This is a genomic window from Microvenator marinus (assembly GCF_007993755.1).
Taxonomy (GTDB): domain Bacteria; phylum Myxococcota_A; class Bradymonadia; order Bradymonadales; family Bradymonadaceae; genus Allomicrovenator; species Allomicrovenator marinus.
This window is the reverse complement of record NZ_CP042467.1, coordinates 5,165,696-5,182,608: the sequence shown is the minus strand read 5'-3', so window position 1 is coordinate 5,182,608 and position 16,913 is coordinate 5,165,696. Positions and strand designations below refer to the sequence as shown.

Annotated in this window: 10 protein-coding genes; 5 read left to right on the top strand and 5 right to left on the bottom strand. The window is 54.3% G+C overall.

What is annotated here, in order from left to right; translation table 11 throughout:
• Positions 1–222: 222 nt before the first annotated feature.
• On the bottom strand, positions 223–4,371 hold the full coding sequence (locus FRD01_RS21250) for a zinc-dependent metalloprotease (RefSeq protein ID WP_146962952.1): 4,149 nt from the start codon (positions 4,369–4,371) through the stop codon (positions 223–225).
• Positions 4,372–4,950: 579 nt separating this feature from the next.
• Between FRD01_RS21250 and FRD01_RS21245 the strand changes: the two genes are divergently transcribed.
• From FRD01_RS21245 to FRD01_RS21235, 3 genes are all read left to right on the top strand, one after another.
• Positions 4,951–5,442, top strand: coding sequence for a septal ring lytic transglycosylase RlpA family protein (locus FRD01_RS21245; protein ID WP_146962951.1), 492 nt, complete (start codon positions 4,951–4,953; stop codon positions 5,440–5,442).
• Positions 5,443–5,454: 12 nt separating this feature from the next.
• Entirely contained in the window at positions 5,455–6,429 is a 975-nt protein-coding gene (locus tag FRD01_RS21240; protein WP_146962950.1) for a hypothetical protein, read from the top strand.
• Positions 6,430–6,504: 75 nt separating this feature from the next.
• A complete protein-coding gene (locus FRD01_RS21235; RefSeq protein WP_146962949.1) occupies positions 6,505–6,702 on the top strand; it encodes a hypothetical protein in 198 nt (65 codons plus the stop codon).
• 13 nt (positions 6,703–6,715) lie between these two features.
• On the opposite strand, the gene FRD01_RS21230 is transcribed toward FRD01_RS21235, so the two are convergent.
• The 3 genes from FRD01_RS21230 to FRD01_RS21220 form a co-directional block, all read right to left on the bottom strand.
• Positions 6,716–6,988 (bottom strand): hypothetical protein, encoded by a 273-nt coding sequence (locus FRD01_RS21230; RefSeq protein WP_146962948.1) that lies wholly within the window; start codon positions 6,986–6,988, stop codon positions 6,716–6,718.
• A 61-nt stretch (positions 6,989–7,049) separates the two neighbouring features.
• Entirely contained in the window at positions 7,050–9,815 is a 2,766-nt protein-coding gene (locus FRD01_RS21225) for an AAA family ATPase (RefSeq protein ID WP_146962947.1), read from the bottom strand.
• 76 nt (positions 9,816–9,891) lie between these two features.
• On the bottom strand, positions 9,892–10,599 hold the full coding sequence (locus FRD01_RS21220) for a class I SAM-dependent methyltransferase (protein ID WP_249755802.1): 708 nt from the start codon (positions 10,597–10,599) through the stop codon (positions 9,892–9,894).
• 81 nt (positions 10,600–10,680) lie between these two features.
• Between FRD01_RS21220 and FRD01_RS21215 the strand changes: the two genes are divergently transcribed.
• On the top strand, positions 10,681–13,881 hold the full coding sequence (locus FRD01_RS21215) for a serine/threonine-protein kinase (protein ID WP_249755801.1): 3,201 nt from the start codon (positions 10,681–10,683) through the stop codon (positions 13,879–13,881).
• Here the strand turns inward: FRD01_RS21215 and FRD01_RS21210 are convergent.
• On the bottom strand, positions 13,849–15,111 hold the full coding sequence (locus FRD01_RS21210) for an ABC transporter permease (RefSeq protein WP_146962944.1): 1,263 nt from the start codon (positions 15,109–15,111) through the stop codon (positions 13,849–13,851). The genes FRD01_RS21215 and FRD01_RS21210 overlap by 33 nt on opposite strands.
• A 130-nt stretch (positions 15,112–15,241) precedes the next feature.
• Here FRD01_RS21210 and FRD01_RS21205 point away from each other — a divergent pair, with 130 nt between their 5' ends.
• Positions 15,242–16,912: an Ig-like domain-containing domain gene (locus FRD01_RS21205; protein WP_146962943.1), complete on the top strand. Its 1,671-nt coding sequence runs from the start codon at positions 15,242–15,244 to the stop codon at positions 16,910–16,912.
• Position 16,913: the final 1 nt, after the last annotated feature.

Below are 16,913 nucleotides of genomic sequence, written 5' to 3'. Positions count from 1 at the left end.
CGCTCCTTTACCGTTGTCGGTAGCCAAATCATATTCGATTAGGCCTGACAAAGTATCCTCTGCAATCCGATCCGGACTGACTCCCGCGCAAGAGACGATCAGCGAGATAAGGCCGAGGAGTGTCCGCGACGTCAAGATACTCTGGGATGCCTCGGTGAGAAGGCACAAAAAAACGCCTCCGACAGTGTCGGAGGCGTAGACGAAAGACAGGTAATAACAAACCTACCTAAGAGCGTTCGGCCCCATTGCGTCCCAAACAAATCGAATCATATCGAGCCTCGAGACCATCTCTTCCATTCGCTCTGCTAGCCGCAACATCACCCTTCTCTTGTTTTGGTAGTCAGAGGTGTTCGGTACCGCAGCATCCAAATTGCCCTTAGCGGTGAGATACTCAGCCTTGGCGGCGTTAGCATTCACAATCAATTCAGCCGTCAGAGATCGGCCATCAGATGTCCGTGGAGCACGATAGATCTGGTTCGTCACCGGATGAATAAACTCTTCGATCTGGGTTCCAGGAGCATATTCTTGGCATTCGTTGAAGCTCACGCAGACTTTCGCGAACTGACCGAAGTCTGGACGGCTGTCTTCCCATGAGTTGTTGTACATCATTGCACCTACCAAAAGATTGAATCTGTGCGTGATGGACATGGGGGTGTAGACCCGGGTCATACTCGCTTGATGACTATCCACACCTTTACCAAACACTTCTTTGTCCACGATCATGGGTGGCTCGTAGGAAGCTGTCACTGGGTTGTAGACGCCTGCGAATCCGTTGAAATCATCCACCAACACACCTCTCAAGAAGTTGTAGAGCTCGTCTTGGAATAGCGTCCAATACGAGATGTTGGTCGCGCGGAAGTCGGTGATGAACGCGCTTTGGGCGAAATTCGCGCTGATTTCAAACATTGCAATCGAGGCAACGTACTTATCGATGAATGTCCCCACGCGGGTTACCCGTTGGTCTTCGTCGGGAGTGTACTCATATCCATATCCTTGACCTAAGCCTCTTGGTACGTCGATGTAGTTTGCACAACGACCGTCGTCCTGGTTCAAAGAAGTGGGCACGTACACGTTGGACAGATCTCCAAACCAGTTTGCGGAAAGATAGTGTTGCTGCCGGCAGAATCGTTCTGGTTGTGGAGTAGCCATGATCTCGCCAAAGAAATTGAGCGTATCGATCGAAGCTTCTCTCAAGTCGTCGGTGTATGAGCCGAGGTTGTACCACTGGTAGAAGGAGTAGTATCGGAATGGGTTGTGGCTCATCTCTGCCATACCATATACCCAGTTGAAGTACCCGTTGACGTTCTCGCCGAGCCGATTGATTCGGCCCCGGTGGTATCGACGGAATGTTTGGAACTGGCGGTAAGTATTGAACTGATGATTTACGATTTCTCTCTGATTTGCACCGTAATCGAATACCTGACAGCCAAGGGAGGCCCCATTCCAGGCATCTGAACAGAATTCGTAAGGCACGGCTTTGTCTACCCATGGCCGATTTGCTGGACCGAGTTGACCGTTTTTCCAGTTGTTGAGATTTGACTTTAGCCCTTGCTTCTTCTCTTCCATAGCAAGCTTGATTGGCTTGTATGTTCGTTTGTTGAGAATGATATCAATACCCCTACGTTGTTCGTCTGGGGTTCCCATGCCTTGTTCCCCGCCGCCGAAGATACGCGGCAGTTCACGATAGTCGCTCAACATCAAGTCCCAATCGATGATCCCGCTGAGCTCGACATCTTCTGCGAAGGTCTCGACAGCTTCGCCATACGCAAAGTTGATGGCTGCTTGGTCGTATTTTCCAAGACCAGCGAAGCGACCGGTAAAGTCAGCAGTATAATCCATGACAGATGCGATTCTGAATTCAGCCTCACTGAGGTAGCCAATGTCTACACCCTTGTCACCCAGGTTTGAGACATCGACACCGTCGATTTGTGCGACCAAATCTTCTGGGATGTTCCAGCGTTGGTTTTCGCTGACAATTCCATCCGCAATGGCCTTTTGGATGTGCCAATAGGTGTCGTGATAGTTCAACACGTCCATCGAGGCGATGAAGTTGTGTCGTAGTCCGACGGTGTGTCCGACCTCGTGTAGCTGCGTGCCAACAAACATCCGCTTGACGAAGAAGTCTCCGATCTCGTCGCGTGATTTTCCACGGAAACGGTCTGCGACCCCTGTGTAGGTGACGAGCTTCGACATCATGTCTTCCATGTACTCGAGCGAAAAGATGTTTCGCTGAGCCATGTAGGCGCTACGTCTTTGATATTGGTCGTATGCCTGGCGAGGAGCTGCCACGTTTACGTATGAACGACGGATATCTTCTTCATCGTAGCCGGGTCCATTTTCAGCAGCGGTCTTGGACCGAACCAAAGCCTCGAACATTGGATCACTCATCATGAAGTGACGAATCTCCGGCTGGTCATAGAATTCCGCAAGACGTGTGTCTGACGCTCGAACATTGCTCATCTGCCGGGCTGCGTTTGCGGTCAAGCTTTTGAGTTTGTCTGGCGTAAAACGCTTCAGGCTGTCCGGAATATCATTGAAGTTGAAAGAACTTGAAGGATCGTAGTCGAAAGCAGCCGAGGGAGCACCTGTGCGATGCGCCAGCTCTCGAACACCATCGGGATTCAGCTCTTGCTCACGAGTTTGACGACTTCGTTCTTGGAGTTCTTCGCGGATGTGCTCGCCGATTGCCACGGTAGAGTCATCGAGCTCACCATTGATGTACTGCACATAGTCAGCGGCCAACGGTCCGTAGGTGCGGATAATGGTTCCGTTGAAGTTTGCGTTACCGCTGATCAGCTCACCCGTTTTTGGATCGTTTGCGGAAGGACCATAGCCGAGCCAAGGTACTTCCTGTTCAACCCAGTTGAAGAAGCTGTATCGAAGGTCACCAACGCGTTGGTAGTCCCAAGCGTGAGCCGTTCCCTCGGTGTTGTACTCAAGCTGAGCACAGAACGCGTGCTTCTTGTTGTGCGAGAGAGCTCGGAAGCTAGAGTCGATGTCCGCACCAAGCTGGGCGAAGAGCTCTGCCTCAACGCCAGGATTTGCAGCATGCCAAGCGGCAAGCTCAGGACCAGAGCAGCTGTTGTTCACGATGCGGTACATGTGAGGATGCCCGTAACGCGCCTGTAAGTCAGCCTCTAGTTCATCCCTGGAGATACCCTTAGCGACCATGACGGCTTCTTTGAACGCGTCATCCCACTGACGAGCCACTTCCTGGGCTTCGGCTTCGAAGTCCTGTGGGTACTCTACGTTGAGGTGGTAGATAATCGGCTTTGGGTCACGCTCGTTGAGGGGCTTGACAGAGCCGTCTTCGTTATAAGCGGTTTCCCAGATATTCCAGCGATTTGCATAGTAACGTCGAGACGATTCATAGTTTGAACCGTATTCCTCGTCCCACACCACGCGCTCGGTCCGGAAGTAGCCGAATCTGGAGAACATCTCGAAGGAGGCGGGTGTACACGCGTCGGTAACTGTCCATCCATTCTCGTCGCGCAGATAGTCAAGCACTTCTTGATCACACTCAACGGGCACAAACGAGTCGAGTGCTGGATCATAGAACTCGACCGTCGAAATTCTACGTCCAGAATCTTCGGTAAGGTACTCCTCATCCAAGTACTGTAGCGGCTCGTACTTCTCGACGGGGTCGCGCTTGAGGAAGGAGTTACGAACCTTAACTTCTCCACCTTCACAGTTGAAGATCGAGTCATATCCGAATGCGTAATAGCAAGCGTAGATATCTGGTTCGTAAAAATACGCGGTTACGGTGTCGATGTAGTTCTCTGAAATCCGCGTACGATTGGGATCGATATAGCCGTCCTCTTGAGGAATCGCGACAGCTGCTGCAGACATGCCACCTAGCTGACTCTGGAACATTTGCATTCCGTCAGCGAGGTTCCTGGACCAGTCGACGCGCATGTACTTTCGCTCGTACCAGTTACGGTCCGAGGAGTTTTCCTGGATCACGTTGGACTGTTCACCGGTCGATGAGGAGTACGCACGTTGGACGTCAAAGTGCGAAGTGATGGGGAACGCAGCGACCACACCTACGCGCAACTCGTCGTCATCTTGGAAGCCGTCGGTGAGTCCTTCAGCAGGCTCGACGGTGGACATCGCGTAAAGTGTATCTTCGGTGATGACCCAGCGAACCCGTTTGAGGTTCGACTCGAGGGCATTGAACATACCAAGTGAGCCTTGGAAGTCAGTGTCCACCACGGTTTGTCGGAAATACCATTCATCATTGCCTTCGAAAGTTGATTTTTCGAGGGCATCTGGGTTGGTACGGTCGATATCGCCGACGTCTTGTGCACAGCTGGTGCCCAAAAGCGCGGAGATGGCGGCCATTCCAAAAGCCCATTTCCAATTCTTAATCATTCACTCCTCCTGACCTCGCCGGCCTATCCGACGACCATGGGTGCCAGTTCATACTGGCGACTCGTTAACAATTTTGCGTTTCACTCGTTGAAACGATTCGTTTCTTAACGCGTTGGTAATACGCTTCAAGAATCGTTCCAACGTTTAGTCGTTACCAAAACGGAGCGCATTTGAAGCCGAAATGGCACCTATTTGTCAAGGGCGGGAATATATTTAGATAAGGTTCGTCTTATCCAGAATGCGGGGATCACGGCTGATATAGCCACAAAACCTACATGTGGTTAGATGTGAGGCGTTTATGCTTTGGATCGAGGTCGGGCGCGAAAGTGATCGCGTTTCGTGACAAAATCGTGACCGTTAGTTTTCTTACGGTGGTCAAGTTTTTGGGCCAAAGCGGGGTGTTCGTGTGCGTTTTCGCATCCGAATTGCACGGTAATTGAGTTGGTGAGTCTTAGGAGGGGTACTTAGAGTTGGTCGAGTGATTGGTTTGCAGAATTGTCTTGATTTCAGAGTCAAAAACCACGAAAGAGGGCGAGTCGGCTCTCTTCGGATAGGCGACAAACTAGAAATAGGAAGCTGATGACCTTAGCGAAACTCGTGGTGATGGCGGCAATGTACTCGCATTATCAAACCGCCGAACCCATTGAAATACCGAGCCTCGACCTTCCGCCCGTTCAAGAGATTGGGCTGGCATCTTGGTACGGGGACGGCTCGATGCACGGTAGCGTGACGGCGAATGGGGAGGCCTTTAATCCTCAAAAGTTCACGTGTGCGCACCGCGGCCTCGCATTTGATACAGTAGTTCTGATCGTCAATAAGGCCACTCGACGTCGTGTTTGGTGCCGAATCAATGACCGCGGCCCCTACGGTATGCGTTTAGCCGACGGTACGTGGGCTGCCACCACTACGTTGGAGCCTGGCGCACATTGGCGGGGCATCATTGATATGTCGATCGCGACAGCGAACGAGCTTGGGACAATCGACCGGGGCTTGGCGAATGTTGAGCTTAGATACTGGTCAAAAGGCTCAACTCCGGTCAATGTAGCCGCCATCGAACGCAAGTACCATTGATCGCAAAGCAGTATGACGGTTCAACTTCGCCTCTTAATCCTTATCACAACTCTAACATTGGCCGGGTGCAGCACCGTCAAAGGTTGGCTGAAGCCTTGGGTATGTGATTGCTCGCACCCGTCGCATGCGCATGCAGCGTCGGAGCCCCCTCAAGAGATGGACGAATCGGGTAGTTATCCCGAGATGGAGGGCGAGGCGCGCTACGCCGAAGAGCGAAAGGACGCACCAGCTTCTGAGCCCGAGGCCGCCGAGATCCAAACGGAGTCGACCGAGACCTCGGCGGATGCCCTTGAGCCGCATTTGTTGGAGCTGCGCGGTATTCCGATTGAAGATGCGGAAAAGGCCAAGGCTGCTCGAAAGGACTTCGTAATTCGGGGTGATCTCGAAAAGACATGGGTGCTCGAGGGGGATTTTGATCACGAAGAGGGAAATGAACTCTTCGTGTTTTCACCGGGCAAGGCTTTTGACGTGTATTCGACCAAGCGTCGAATCGCGCAGACTAAGAGCGATTTGGACCCTACCCATCCACAAGTTAAAGCCCTGGGCATTGAGGTACCGGTCGTTGCGAGTGAGTTGGTACGAGACGGGCTACTCGAAGTCGTGATCTACGGAGTGAGAATCGAAGGCGAGGTCGAGGTTCTCGAAGTTCAGGTCATGAAAGTGATCGACGAGTTCGTGGCTATCGTGTTTCGCGAGAGGCTCGCTGAGAAAAGCGGAGAGACCTGGAAGGCTCTGAAGGGCGTGGAGTTTACGCGTGGGCAGCGTCATCGGTTCGTGTTGGTTCGTGATGCAGCTGACGATTCTGGCGCTCCGGAGGTCTATCGATGGAACCAATGGGAAGGCATGTATCGTGTGCCTTATATCCCGGGCACGGCTCCGACCTCACCCGAAGTTAGCGAACCTCAAGCATCACTAAGAGAGTCCTTGTCATCCGGGATTCGATACGATAATCTTTATGGTCTGAACGGTGAATTTCAGCCTCATTGAAATTTAGCGACCCCAGTAATCAAGAGGACATGCGTGGTCTTTACTGTAAGATGTTTTAAATGCGGTCAAGAATCTGTGCGTCTCGTGCTAGGCGGTCGCGCCATTCTTCACGCTCGATGCCATAACTGCAGCTCGAATCTATTGGCTGAAGTCTTGGAACTTGAAGAATTGTCGAAAGAGCGCAAGGTCTTGGTTCCCTCGAGACGCGAAGAGCGCACCCGAGAAATCTTCGCTGATGAAGAGACCGAGATGGTGGAGACTGGCGCCGAGTAGCGCCCGGGCTGACTTAGTTGTCTGCCGCTTCGTAGATGGTCGAAGTTTCGTTCTTCGACGGCCGCTTGAAAAAATACTGCAATCTGGGGCCTTCTTCACCGGGAACAAGTACCACTGCGACCATCTCCCAGCCGTGTGTGCCAATGATGTCGAGGTCGACGTCTCTGTAGAGGCGTGTGTTCTTGCCCTTCTTGCCCTCTTCGACTCTCTCCTCGAGAAAGTTAACCTTATTGGGGTTTTTCAAGGAGGCGGTGGCATTCATAAATTCCCAAGCATGTACCTTCATACGGGTCCTCTGGTGAGTCGTGTTTATGGGTGGCAGTGAGTACAGCAAAGCCTATTCAGAATCAACCTGAACTGTCTTTGGAGACGATGACGGAATTGGACTCGGGTTCGATATCGATCAGCACCCGAGTGCCGCAATTGCCGTGCAAAAGTGCATCGGTCACGGGTCCGAAGAGGGAATCTTCGACGAGGTTCGTGACCGATTTGGCGTCGTTTAGTTTTGCGGCGCTTTGAAGAAGGAAAGCTCTTAGTGCATCGGTGAATGCAACTTCAATCAGGTACTCTTCCTGCATCGCACTCTGGAAGAGTTCGAGCCTACGTTGAACGAGCTCGTCAACATGTGCATCCGACGAATCGAGCGCGTTAAACCCGATGACTGCATCGACATAATCTTTGATTTTCAGCGCGAAAGCTTTGTCGTGGCCGTCGAGTACCGAAGTACCATTGAGACCACCTTCTTCCTCGCCGAAACCGATTCGATGGTTCGAGCGGGTGGTCGTGGTATTGACGGTGAGGATGAAGATGGCGTTGGACGCATCTGCGACCGAGCCACGTGTATCGGCGATCTCGCCCTCTTCCATGACTCTCAAGATCCGGTCTTGAATCCTCGGATGTGCCCGGTCGAAGTCCTCGAGGAGAACGACCCTGCTCGGTCGGCGACGAAGCGGTGTCACGAACATGTCTTCGTCTTCGTAACCGACATACCCAGGTGGAGAGCCAACGAGTCGGCTCATGGCGTGTGACTCTTGAAAGTCTGTCATATCAAGGCGCAAAAGCGCGCGCTGGTCGTTGAAGATCTCTTCCGCAAGCGCTCTTGCGAGCGTTCCTTTTCCAACACCGGGTGGTCCCACAAAGACAAGAACCGCCATGGGGCGCTTGTTTCGTGCGCGTTTGAGGCGGCCTGTGACCAATGCGCGGGCGATCGATTGAACAGCGGCCTCTTGTCCGACCACTGTGTTTTTGAGTCGATTTTCAAAGCCATCCCACCATGAAAGTTCGCCTTTTAGCAGACGTTCCTTGGGGATTCCCGTCTTGAGAAAGACTTGAACGGCCACGTCGGCTCTGGTGACTGAGATGTCTTCGTCTTCAACTTCAACAAGTGTGTTGGCGCGCGCGATACACGCGTCCATCAAGAGCTTCTTTGCTTTGTCGGGGAGGCGTTGTTCGGGAAGGTATTTTACCGAGAGTTCAATGGCGGCGGCGACGGCTTCGTCTTCGACCTTAACTTCGTAGTCCTTTTCGAGCTCGTCCACAAGGGACGCGAGAATCGAGCGCACGAGCGCGTCGTTTGGCTCGGGGACTTCGATTCTTTCGAAGCGGCGCTTTAGTGCCGGGTCTTGTTCGAACCATCGCCTGTATTCGGCCTCGGTGGTGGCGCCGACAACGGCGATGCTCCCAGAGGCGAGTGCACTCTTGAAGTGATTCGGAACCTCGGCGGGTGCGTGTGAGCCTGCGCGCGGCGCAAATACGGCATGTGCCTCGTCGATGAAAAGGATGACGTTCTGCGACGCCTCTTCCAAAAGTCCCTTGATTCGGGATTCAAGGTCACCCCGATAGGAGGTGCCGCTCATGAGAGAAGCGCCGTTGATCTCCACCAGCCGGTGACCCTTCAGTTTTTTGGGTACTCGCCCGCTTACGATGCGCTGTGCGAGCGCCACCGCGAGGGCGGTTTTACCGACGCCGGCCTCACCGGTGAGGAGAGGGTTCCTTTGCTCCTTTCGGAGCAGAATATTGACCACGCGCTGTAGTTCGTTTTCGCGGCCCACGATCTCCGGGAGTTTACCTTCGAGGGCTTCTGCCGTGAGGTCTCTACCCAACATATCCAGGGTGGGAGTCGAATGACGACGGGCGCCGAGTTGGATGGCCGCCTCGATAGCCACGGCTTCTTCTAGAACTCTAGGGTCCCCAAGAGCGCGTCGAATCTCGGACTCGAGGCCAAGCGCCTGGATGAGCTCGAGGCTAGAGCCGCCGTCTTCCAGGAAAGCCTCGACGAGATGTGGCTCCAGAACCTCCTCACCATCAGCTTTTCGCAAAGCATTTGAGAGCATTCTGACCATTCGAGGTGTCAGGGTTTTGCGCCCGATCAAGAACTCGGGAATGGCCTGTGGTTTGGTGCCGATCAGGCGGAGCAATTCCTCGCGCAGACGGCTCGGCTCCAGGCCTCTTGCGTTTGCGCTGCGCCAAATCGTAGAGCCCCGAACCGAACAGACCATGGCTACCCAGTGAGGCGTTCCAAGGAATGGTGTTCCGTGCTCAGCTGCGAGTTTCATGGACCCTTGAAGCATGGTCCACGCGGAGTCGTGAAATACTTCCTTTCGCAACATGCCACGCTGGTCGAAGAGGAAGTCGCCACCGCCCTCCCCTAGCCTGCGGATGGCCCAACGCACCGATGCGGACTCGGTCGCCTCGGCGCGCATCAGGACCACACGGGCAATATCTTCAACGTCTACGGTCTTCTTGTTTCGGAGCCTCGCACGCTCAAACGCTTCCTCCAAAATCCTCGAGAAGCCTCGGGAAAAGGAGGTCTGTTCGAATTGCACAGGATGCTCTGAGGACTCGTCCTCGATCTCTTTGGCGAGGGCTCGAAGCCTTGGCGCGACTTCTTCGGGCAAGACGTTGCCGTCGGTACCGTCAGCAACCGACTCGGCGAGTTCGTGCGCGCCGTGTTCAATGAGCACGATCATGAGATCGAGCGGCAAGAACATGGAGCGTTTCATCTCGACGACCATCGCCTTCGCGGCCTCCAGAAGTTCAACTGCCTGCTTAGAAAACCTTGCTAAATCAAGGTTTCCCGCGGCATCAAAGATTTGGAGTTCGGCGTTGGACATTTGAAATCACTCGAGGGTCACCCCTAGATTGTAAACCTTCGTGGCCTCTAGGCCAAACGTAATCCTAGGAATGGCCTCAAGTCTTCTGGAGTTCGAGGACCAAGAAGCCGCCGAAGTGCTTGAGTACACCGTTGTGTGCTGCTTTGGTTTCGGCGTGCTGGAGAACCGGCGCAATGAGCGGAATCCGATGAAGCTTGGCCGCGGGTGTGAGCACGCGAACGCCGTAACGCTCAACGAGTTTGAGGTTCGATGGCAGACGAGCAATCAGGTCCGAAGGTGAATCCCAGCGCGTAAAGACTGCCCCCTCGTCGGTATTTTGCGAGATCTTTCCGGGCCCAGCGAGCCTTTTGGCTAGATAGCGCAGGCTAAGTCGATTGTAGAACTCGAGGATAAGTCGTCCACCTGGACGCGTCACACGCGCCATTTCTGCCAGCGACTTATCGATATCCTTGACGTGTGCGAGCACCTTGAAGCTGTAGACGAGGTCAAAAGATTCATCGTCAAACGGAAGGTCAGTGGCATCGGCCTTGACCACTTCTAGCCCACGCTTTTCGGCGTGCTCAAGCATTCCAGCAGAGAGGTCCATACCCACAGCCCTGCGAGCCACGGCGGCCACGCGCTGGAGGATGAGGCCTGTCCCGCAACCTACTTCGAGAACATCTTTCTCGGCTGCGTGCGGGAGAATCAGATTGGTTTCCAGCCTGTCGATGAAGGCATGGTAGCCATCATGGCGTTCCTTTTCGTACCATTCTGCAAATTCGTCGTAATATGTTTCGTTATCCATCGGCATTCCTGAATCTTTCAGTGTTTGGATGGCGGAGTGTGCGGTAGAGTTGCGTTGCTGACAAGAGTGATGAGGCATTTGATGGGTAGAACAGAGCGGCTTGCGCAACCGATGTCGTTTGGAAAGTACGAGCTTGTGGCGCGCCTGGCGCATGGCCGTATGGGCGATGTGTACAAGGGTAAGAGCCACGGGGTTGAGGGTTTCGAAAAGATTTTTGTGGTCAAAGTGCTCAATCAAGCGCTGACCCAGAACCCCTCGTTTGTTGAGGCGGTGATCGAAGAGGCCAAACGCACGGTGACTTTGTCTCACGCCAATGTTGCTCAGGTTTTTGACCTTGGGCTCGAAGAGGCGAGCGGCCAGTACTACGTAGCGCAAGAGTTCGTGGGAGGTTTTGATCTGCGGCGAACGCTCGAGTTGAGTCGCGTGGTGAGGCCCCTGCCCTATGAAATAGCCATGTATATCGCGAGTGAGATTGCCAAGGGTCTAGACTACGCTCATCGCCGAAAAGACTACAATTTCAACAGCCTAAATCTGGTCCACGGGGACCTCTCTCCCAGAAACGTGATGTTGTCTTTTGAAGGCGAAGTCAAAGTTACGGATTTTGGGTTGGCGCGGGCGTTTGAGTTCATCCCTGTCTTGGACGACGACGACGGGCTGATGCGCATAAAATATGCGGCGCCCGAGGTTTTGAAGGGCGCGCCGCGCTCTCAGCGTGCGGACCTCTACTCGCTTGGTCTTTTGCTCTGGGAGATGCTCGCCGGGCATCATCCGTACGATGCCGCGAACCTCGAGAGCGCAAGGCGTAAAGCTGAAGAGGCGGATGTGCCATCGATTCAATCCGTTGTGGACGTTCCAAGACCGATTGCGCAGCTGCTGGAAATGCTCTTGACGCCGGACCCTGCCGGGCGAGTGGAGACGGCGAACCAAGCCTATGAGGACATGGCGGCGTTTATCTTCGGCAATAATTTGAGGGCGGATGCGCGGGCGCTCTCTCTTTATATCCGAGAGTTAAAGCGGCACGAGCAAAAGATTGAGCCGAGCGAATCGACGATGGAATTCGGGATTCCAGAGATCAGCCTGAGCGAGATCAAGGCACTGAATCCAGATTCCGAGGCTGCCGACCGAACGAACGCGGAGATCCCGTCACATAAGATTATGGAGGCCATGGGTGGCCCGAGCCGACCGGCACTACCTGGCGCTCTCGAGGAGATTTTCCTCAGCGTTCGCGGAGGCCGTGGTAAAGCGGTTTTGGTGGACGGTGATTTTGGCCGAGGCCGAGAGTTCTTGGCCGATATCCTTCAAGAGGGTGTGGCGTGGCGTGGAAATACGCTCTCGTTCTCTGCTCAGATTTCACAGGACGACCGGTTTGTTCCGTTCGGGCTGATGGGCGACATGGTGGCGACCCTGCTCGGCGTGGAAGGTGAGCGCAATGTAGAGCTCGCCTTGCGCGACATGGGCATTAGTGAAGAGGCGATCGAGACGTATCTTTCGGTTCGTGTGATCGGACGAATCAGCCAGAGCAGCCCTGTAGAAAAGTCGGCTCATTTGCTCGAGATCGTAGAGCGCGTGGTTTCGGATGCCACGGAAACCGGCCCGCTGGTTGTGGTGATCGATAGACTGGAAGAGGTGGACTCGGTTTCGTTGAACGCCCTTAGACATCTGGTTGAAGATATCGGCACGCGGTCGTTGATGCTGGTGATGTTCACACAGAATGCCGGGGCGATGCGTGCCGCGTTTAATCTTGGGCATCCTGAGAACCTCGAGGCCCTGCGGGTTTCAGGCGAAGCTGAAGCAGACCTGAGCGATCACGTGGATTTCACGCCAGACGAGTCTCAAGTTCTGGCGATGCTCGCCATTGCCGCCGTAACCCTAACACCTTCTGATCTTACGCTGTTGACGGGACTTCCGAGCGATCGGGTGATGAAGGCTTCGACGGAGTTAGTGAATCGTGGACTTGTCCGCGCGCCTCAAACGGGGATTTTTCTGATCGGGAGCAGAGCCACTCAAGAATGGCTTTATTCTCGGCTAAGCTTCATGGAGATCGAGCAGCGCGCATCAGCTTTTGCACGGATTTTGAGACAACGAGCCTATCGCACACAATCGCTAAGACATCATGCCACTCTGATCCGTTGTTTTGCGCTGGCTGGCGACAGGCGGCGGATGCTTCGCGAAGGGCAGAATTACTCGAAATGGCTTGAGAACGGTGGCTGGTACGAAAGTGCGCTTGAGTTTTACCAACACGCAGCTTCGCTCGTAGGTGCGACGCGAGTCGGCACACCACAGGCACGTATCGGGTTTCTTCTAAATCGTGCGGAACTTGCACTCCAGATGGCGCGAATCGACCTCTGCCGCACGTCTCTTGAGCCTGTCCAGGCGTTGAGCGAGATGGTGCGAAGCGACGTAGCCGCGGTGCGGGGTCAACTTCTTCTGGGTCAAATGGCCATGCAGGAAGATGATTTGGATGAAGCCCACCGCCATTTCAAACGCGCGCTTGAGAGTGCACGGTCACTGCACGACCCCGACCTCCTGGCGTTCGGGATGTTGGCCTCAGCGAGATGGCATCATAGATACGGAGATTCCGTGGCGAGTCAGGCGCTGCTTGATGGAGCACTTCACCTCTACGAGCGGTACGGAACGTACCGGATGGACCTTCAGATGCGGGCGCTCCTCCTCAACCGAGCGACACGAATCTTTTCGAGTCGCGGGATGCTAACCCGAGCTCGGAGCCTGGTTTCGGACCTCGAGCGCATGGCTGAATCTTCGCCTTTGGCCACCGTGCGCATTCGCGCGTTGTGGGCACGTGCGGTCATCAACAATTACGAGGGCAAGCACGCTGATGCCTCAAATATCCTGAATCACGCGATTGTTCTCGCTCAGTCTCATGGCCTTGTTGCCCTTGAAATCGAGACCCTGCGGGAGCTCGCCATTTCAGAGCTTTTGGGAGGTCGGTATCGCGAGACCATCAATGCGACGGGATATCTGCTTCAACTGAGTGAGATCCATCGAGACTTCTACAGTACACAGCGGGCTCTTGATCTGCAGGCGACCGCGTCGTGCATGCTCGGCGTGGACACTCAGGACAGCTTGAATCACCTTCAGACTAGCCTGATTCGCGCAAAAGAGCGCGAGGTACCTAAGGATATTTTGCGTTGCCATCAGAACTTGGCGAAGGCGTTGGAAGCTTTAGGAAGGCACGACGAAGCCGAGTTCCACAAAGCGCAAACTCTCTCGTCGCGTGGGCCCGGCCAATCAGTCGTAGCGCAATCCCTCAACGGGGTTTAGGCGGCTAGCCCACCACGAAGGTCCAAGGGTAGCGAGCAAACAGATGAGCATCGCCACGCCGCCCACGGCGAGGAACTCCATGAGATCGATGCGCACTGGGAGGTGGTCGATCATGTAGATGGACGGATCGAGCCCAAAGTCTGTGCGTTTGATGATGTGGCAGACAATGAATCCACCTACTAGCCCGTTGATGGTGCCGACGGCGCCAATCACCAATCCCTCGAGCACAAAAATCTTGAGAATTCCGGCGCGCGTTGCGCCCATCGACTTCAGAATCGCTACATCTTTCTGCTTATCGAGCACGATCATGATGAGCGTACAGACGATATTGAAGCTCGCCACGAGGACGATGAAGCAGAATAGCACGGCGAGCACGAGGCGCTGTAGGCCGAGACTAGTGAAGAGGTTGTGGTTGAGCTCTCTCCAGTCCAAAACCCTAAATCGACCAGGCGGCAACACTTCTTTTACGAGCGTTCCTACGCTCGCTACATCAAAGACATCGTCTACGCGGATATCGACCCCCGTAACGACGTCGCCCTGATTGAAGAAGTCTTGGAGCGCCCTGTAGTCCGTCATCACGAGCCTCGAATCGAACTCATGAAAGCCGCTACGGTAGACGCCCGCGACCTTGAAAACTCGGCTTGATGGCTTGTGTTCCGTAGAGCTCCATCGGTCTGGATCTAGGCTCTCGAGGGGACTCGTCACTTGGATTTCGTCGCCTACCTTGGCGTCCAGTTTTTCAGCGAGCGTGTGCCCGATCAAAATTTGCGGAATGGCTTTGACACCGTCTTCGGGGAAGCGGTCGAATTTCAGCTGAAGAACGGAGTCCGGATCCGGCGTGTATTTTGGCAGATCGCTTACATTTCGCGCGGTCTCGGGGTCCACGCCTTTGATAAGAATACCGGTCGTCTTCTCACCTTTCGTTGCGATCATTTGGTGAAAGATGAAGGGGCTTGTAGCTTTCACACCTGGGACAGCTTCGAGGGATTTTTGGATATCCTTGTAGTCTCTGAAGTCGATCCCGAATTTGATCACCAAGATATGGCTATTGACGCCGAGGACTCGGTCTCGGAACGCCTCTTGGAATCCGCCCGTGACGGCAACCACGCTCGTTAGGGCCATCACGCCTAAGAAAACACCCAGGATGGCGATGATGGTGATCGTACTCAAGAAGCTCAGTCTTCGGTTCTTGAGGTGCCTCATGGCTATGAAGGTTTCGTACGTAGACATCGGCTCCTGCCGCGTGTGCGGGCCGCGATGTCTATCAATAAATAGGCTTAGAGTGCAAGCGTGCCTTTCACGCGAGTAGAGTGTCTGGTAGGGTTCGGCGAAAACTTTTTGGCGCGGTTTGGAGGTAGTGATGCGAATTTGGATTTTTGTCGGTTTACTCTTGGGAGCAATGAGCGGTTTGTCTGGCTGCGGCTCAGAGAGCTCGACATGCGGTACCAGCGCAGATTGCGGAGAAGGTCAAGCTTGTGAGGAAGGCTCCTGCGTCACGCCGAGCGCGGTGATGTGCACCGGCGACCCCGATTGCCGTCCAGGATTTCAATGTCTTGGTGGCTCGTGTCAGCCGCTGCCCCGATTCGACATGGGCCCTGAAGACATGACGCCTGAGCCGGACTTCAGCGAGCCGGATATGCCCGCAGAAGAGGATATGGCGCCGCTCGACAACGTGAACCCCACGGTCGTCGCGATTACTCCTGCAGATGGAACCGCAGATGTGGCATTGGATGTGAGCATCACAGTGGAGTTCTCGGAAGATATGAATCCGGCAACTGTGAACTTCATGTCTCTTTTGCTCAAGGACCCTGCGGGTGACGATATCAACGCTCAGGTTACGTTTGACCCCGAGACGAATATCGCAACGCTTACGCCGGATGCCCCGCTCTACCCCGCAACGGGATATCGCGTGGTGCCGACCGCACTGCTTCGTGACCTCGCCGATAATAGTTTGAGGATCGACCCTTCTCCGGACGCGAATTTCACGACTATCCTTGGAATCCCCGAAAAGCACACTGAGCTTGCAAATACGTTCGCGCCGGTGGTTTTCCAGAGCATGGAGTCGTTTGAGCCTGGCGCTCGTAATATCGACACCCCAATGTTGGTCAACTTCGACGATGATTTCGAGGCGCGGAATAACAAGGCCAACGGCCTTTTGACTACAGTGAGCCCCCCGGCCAACGTCTACTACTCGGTCGTTGAGTCACAGACCCATTATTTCATCACTTATGCCCTCTACTACCCTGTCCGAAGGATCAAGAATACCGAAGTGAATCAAGAGCATGACTTCACGGGCGCGGTATTCGTCGTAGATAAGGCCACCGAGACGCTTCAAATGGTGGAAGGCCTCAAAGTCGACGAGGGCAATGACACGGTCATCGCCTTCAAACCTTCGGCAAGCCAAGTCACAGGAACCGGCAACTCTTCGTATTTTGAGACGATTCAGGAAGCTGATTACGTGGAAGGCCGATACCCTCTCTTCATCACCAGTGGTTCACACGAAGCCTGCCATTGGGTGAACGAAGGCCCCACCGTTCCAACGGTTTGCCGTCATGATTCTCGTGGGTTCTCAGAAGGACCAACAGATGGAGTCATGATGCGTCCGGGTACGGCTCAGATCTACAACGAGTCGGTCGAGAACACCGAAACTGGTATTCGGGAAATGGAGTACGGCCTTGTTCCACTTGCGAGCCTCTGGGCTACTCGAAATCTGGTCGGTGAGCAGCTTCTCTGGGAGAAGCTCACGGTTTACTCTCCAATCGAAGGCCGCACCTCAAAATACCCCGATGAGTCGCTTATCGTGTGGCCGAACCGACTCTTTAGCAACGACGAAACAACCTATGGAAAGCCTCCGTTTGCGTGGTTGAAAACTTCGTCGAACAATAACCAAGGACAATGGTTGTTTGACCCCGCGTACCTCCTCCAGGTTCGCTACGCCTTCCCCGAAGGCTTCTCGGCCGACTATTGCCACAATGTGTATATGGCCATCGATAACACCTCGAGCGCGCCTTGTGCCGAGGTGGTTGAATGAG

What these genes read in the sequence shown, in the direction of transcription:
- FRD01_RS21225 (WP_146962947.1), bottom strand. Translation starts at nt 9,815, where the DNA reads ATGTCCAACGCCGAACTCCAAATCTTTGATGCCGCGGGAAACCTTGAT.
- FRD01_RS21205 (WP_146962943.1), top strand. Translation starts at nt 15,242, where the DNA reads ATGCGAATTTGGATTTTTGTCGGTTTACTCTTGGGAGCAATGAGCGGT.
- FRD01_RS21230 (WP_146962948.1), bottom strand. Translation starts at nt 6,988, where the DNA reads ATGAAGGTACATGCTTGGGAATTTATGAATGCCACCGCCTCCTTGAAA.
- FRD01_RS21210 (WP_146962944.1), bottom strand. Translation starts at nt 15,111, where the DNA reads ATGTCTACGTACGAAACCTTCATAGCCATGAGGCACCTCAAGAACCGA.
- FRD01_RS21245 (WP_146962951.1), top strand. Translation starts at nt 4,951, where the DNA reads ATGACCTTAGCGAAACTCGTGGTGATGGCGGCAATGTACTCGCATTAT.
- FRD01_RS21250 (WP_146962952.1), bottom strand. Translation starts at nt 4,371, where the DNA reads ATGATTAAGAATTGGAAATGGGCTTTTGGAATGGCCGCCATCTCCGCG.
- FRD01_RS21240 (WP_146962950.1), top strand. Translation starts at nt 5,455, where the DNA reads ATGACGGTTCAACTTCGCCTCTTAATCCTTATCACAACTCTAACATTG.
- FRD01_RS21215 (WP_249755801.1), top strand. Translation starts at nt 10,681, where the DNA reads ATGGGTAGAACAGAGCGGCTTGCGCAACCGATGTCGTTTGGAAAGTAC.
- FRD01_RS21220 (WP_249755802.1), bottom strand. Translation starts at nt 10,599, where the DNA reads ATGGATAACGAAACATATTACGACGAATTTGCAGAATGGTACGAAAAG.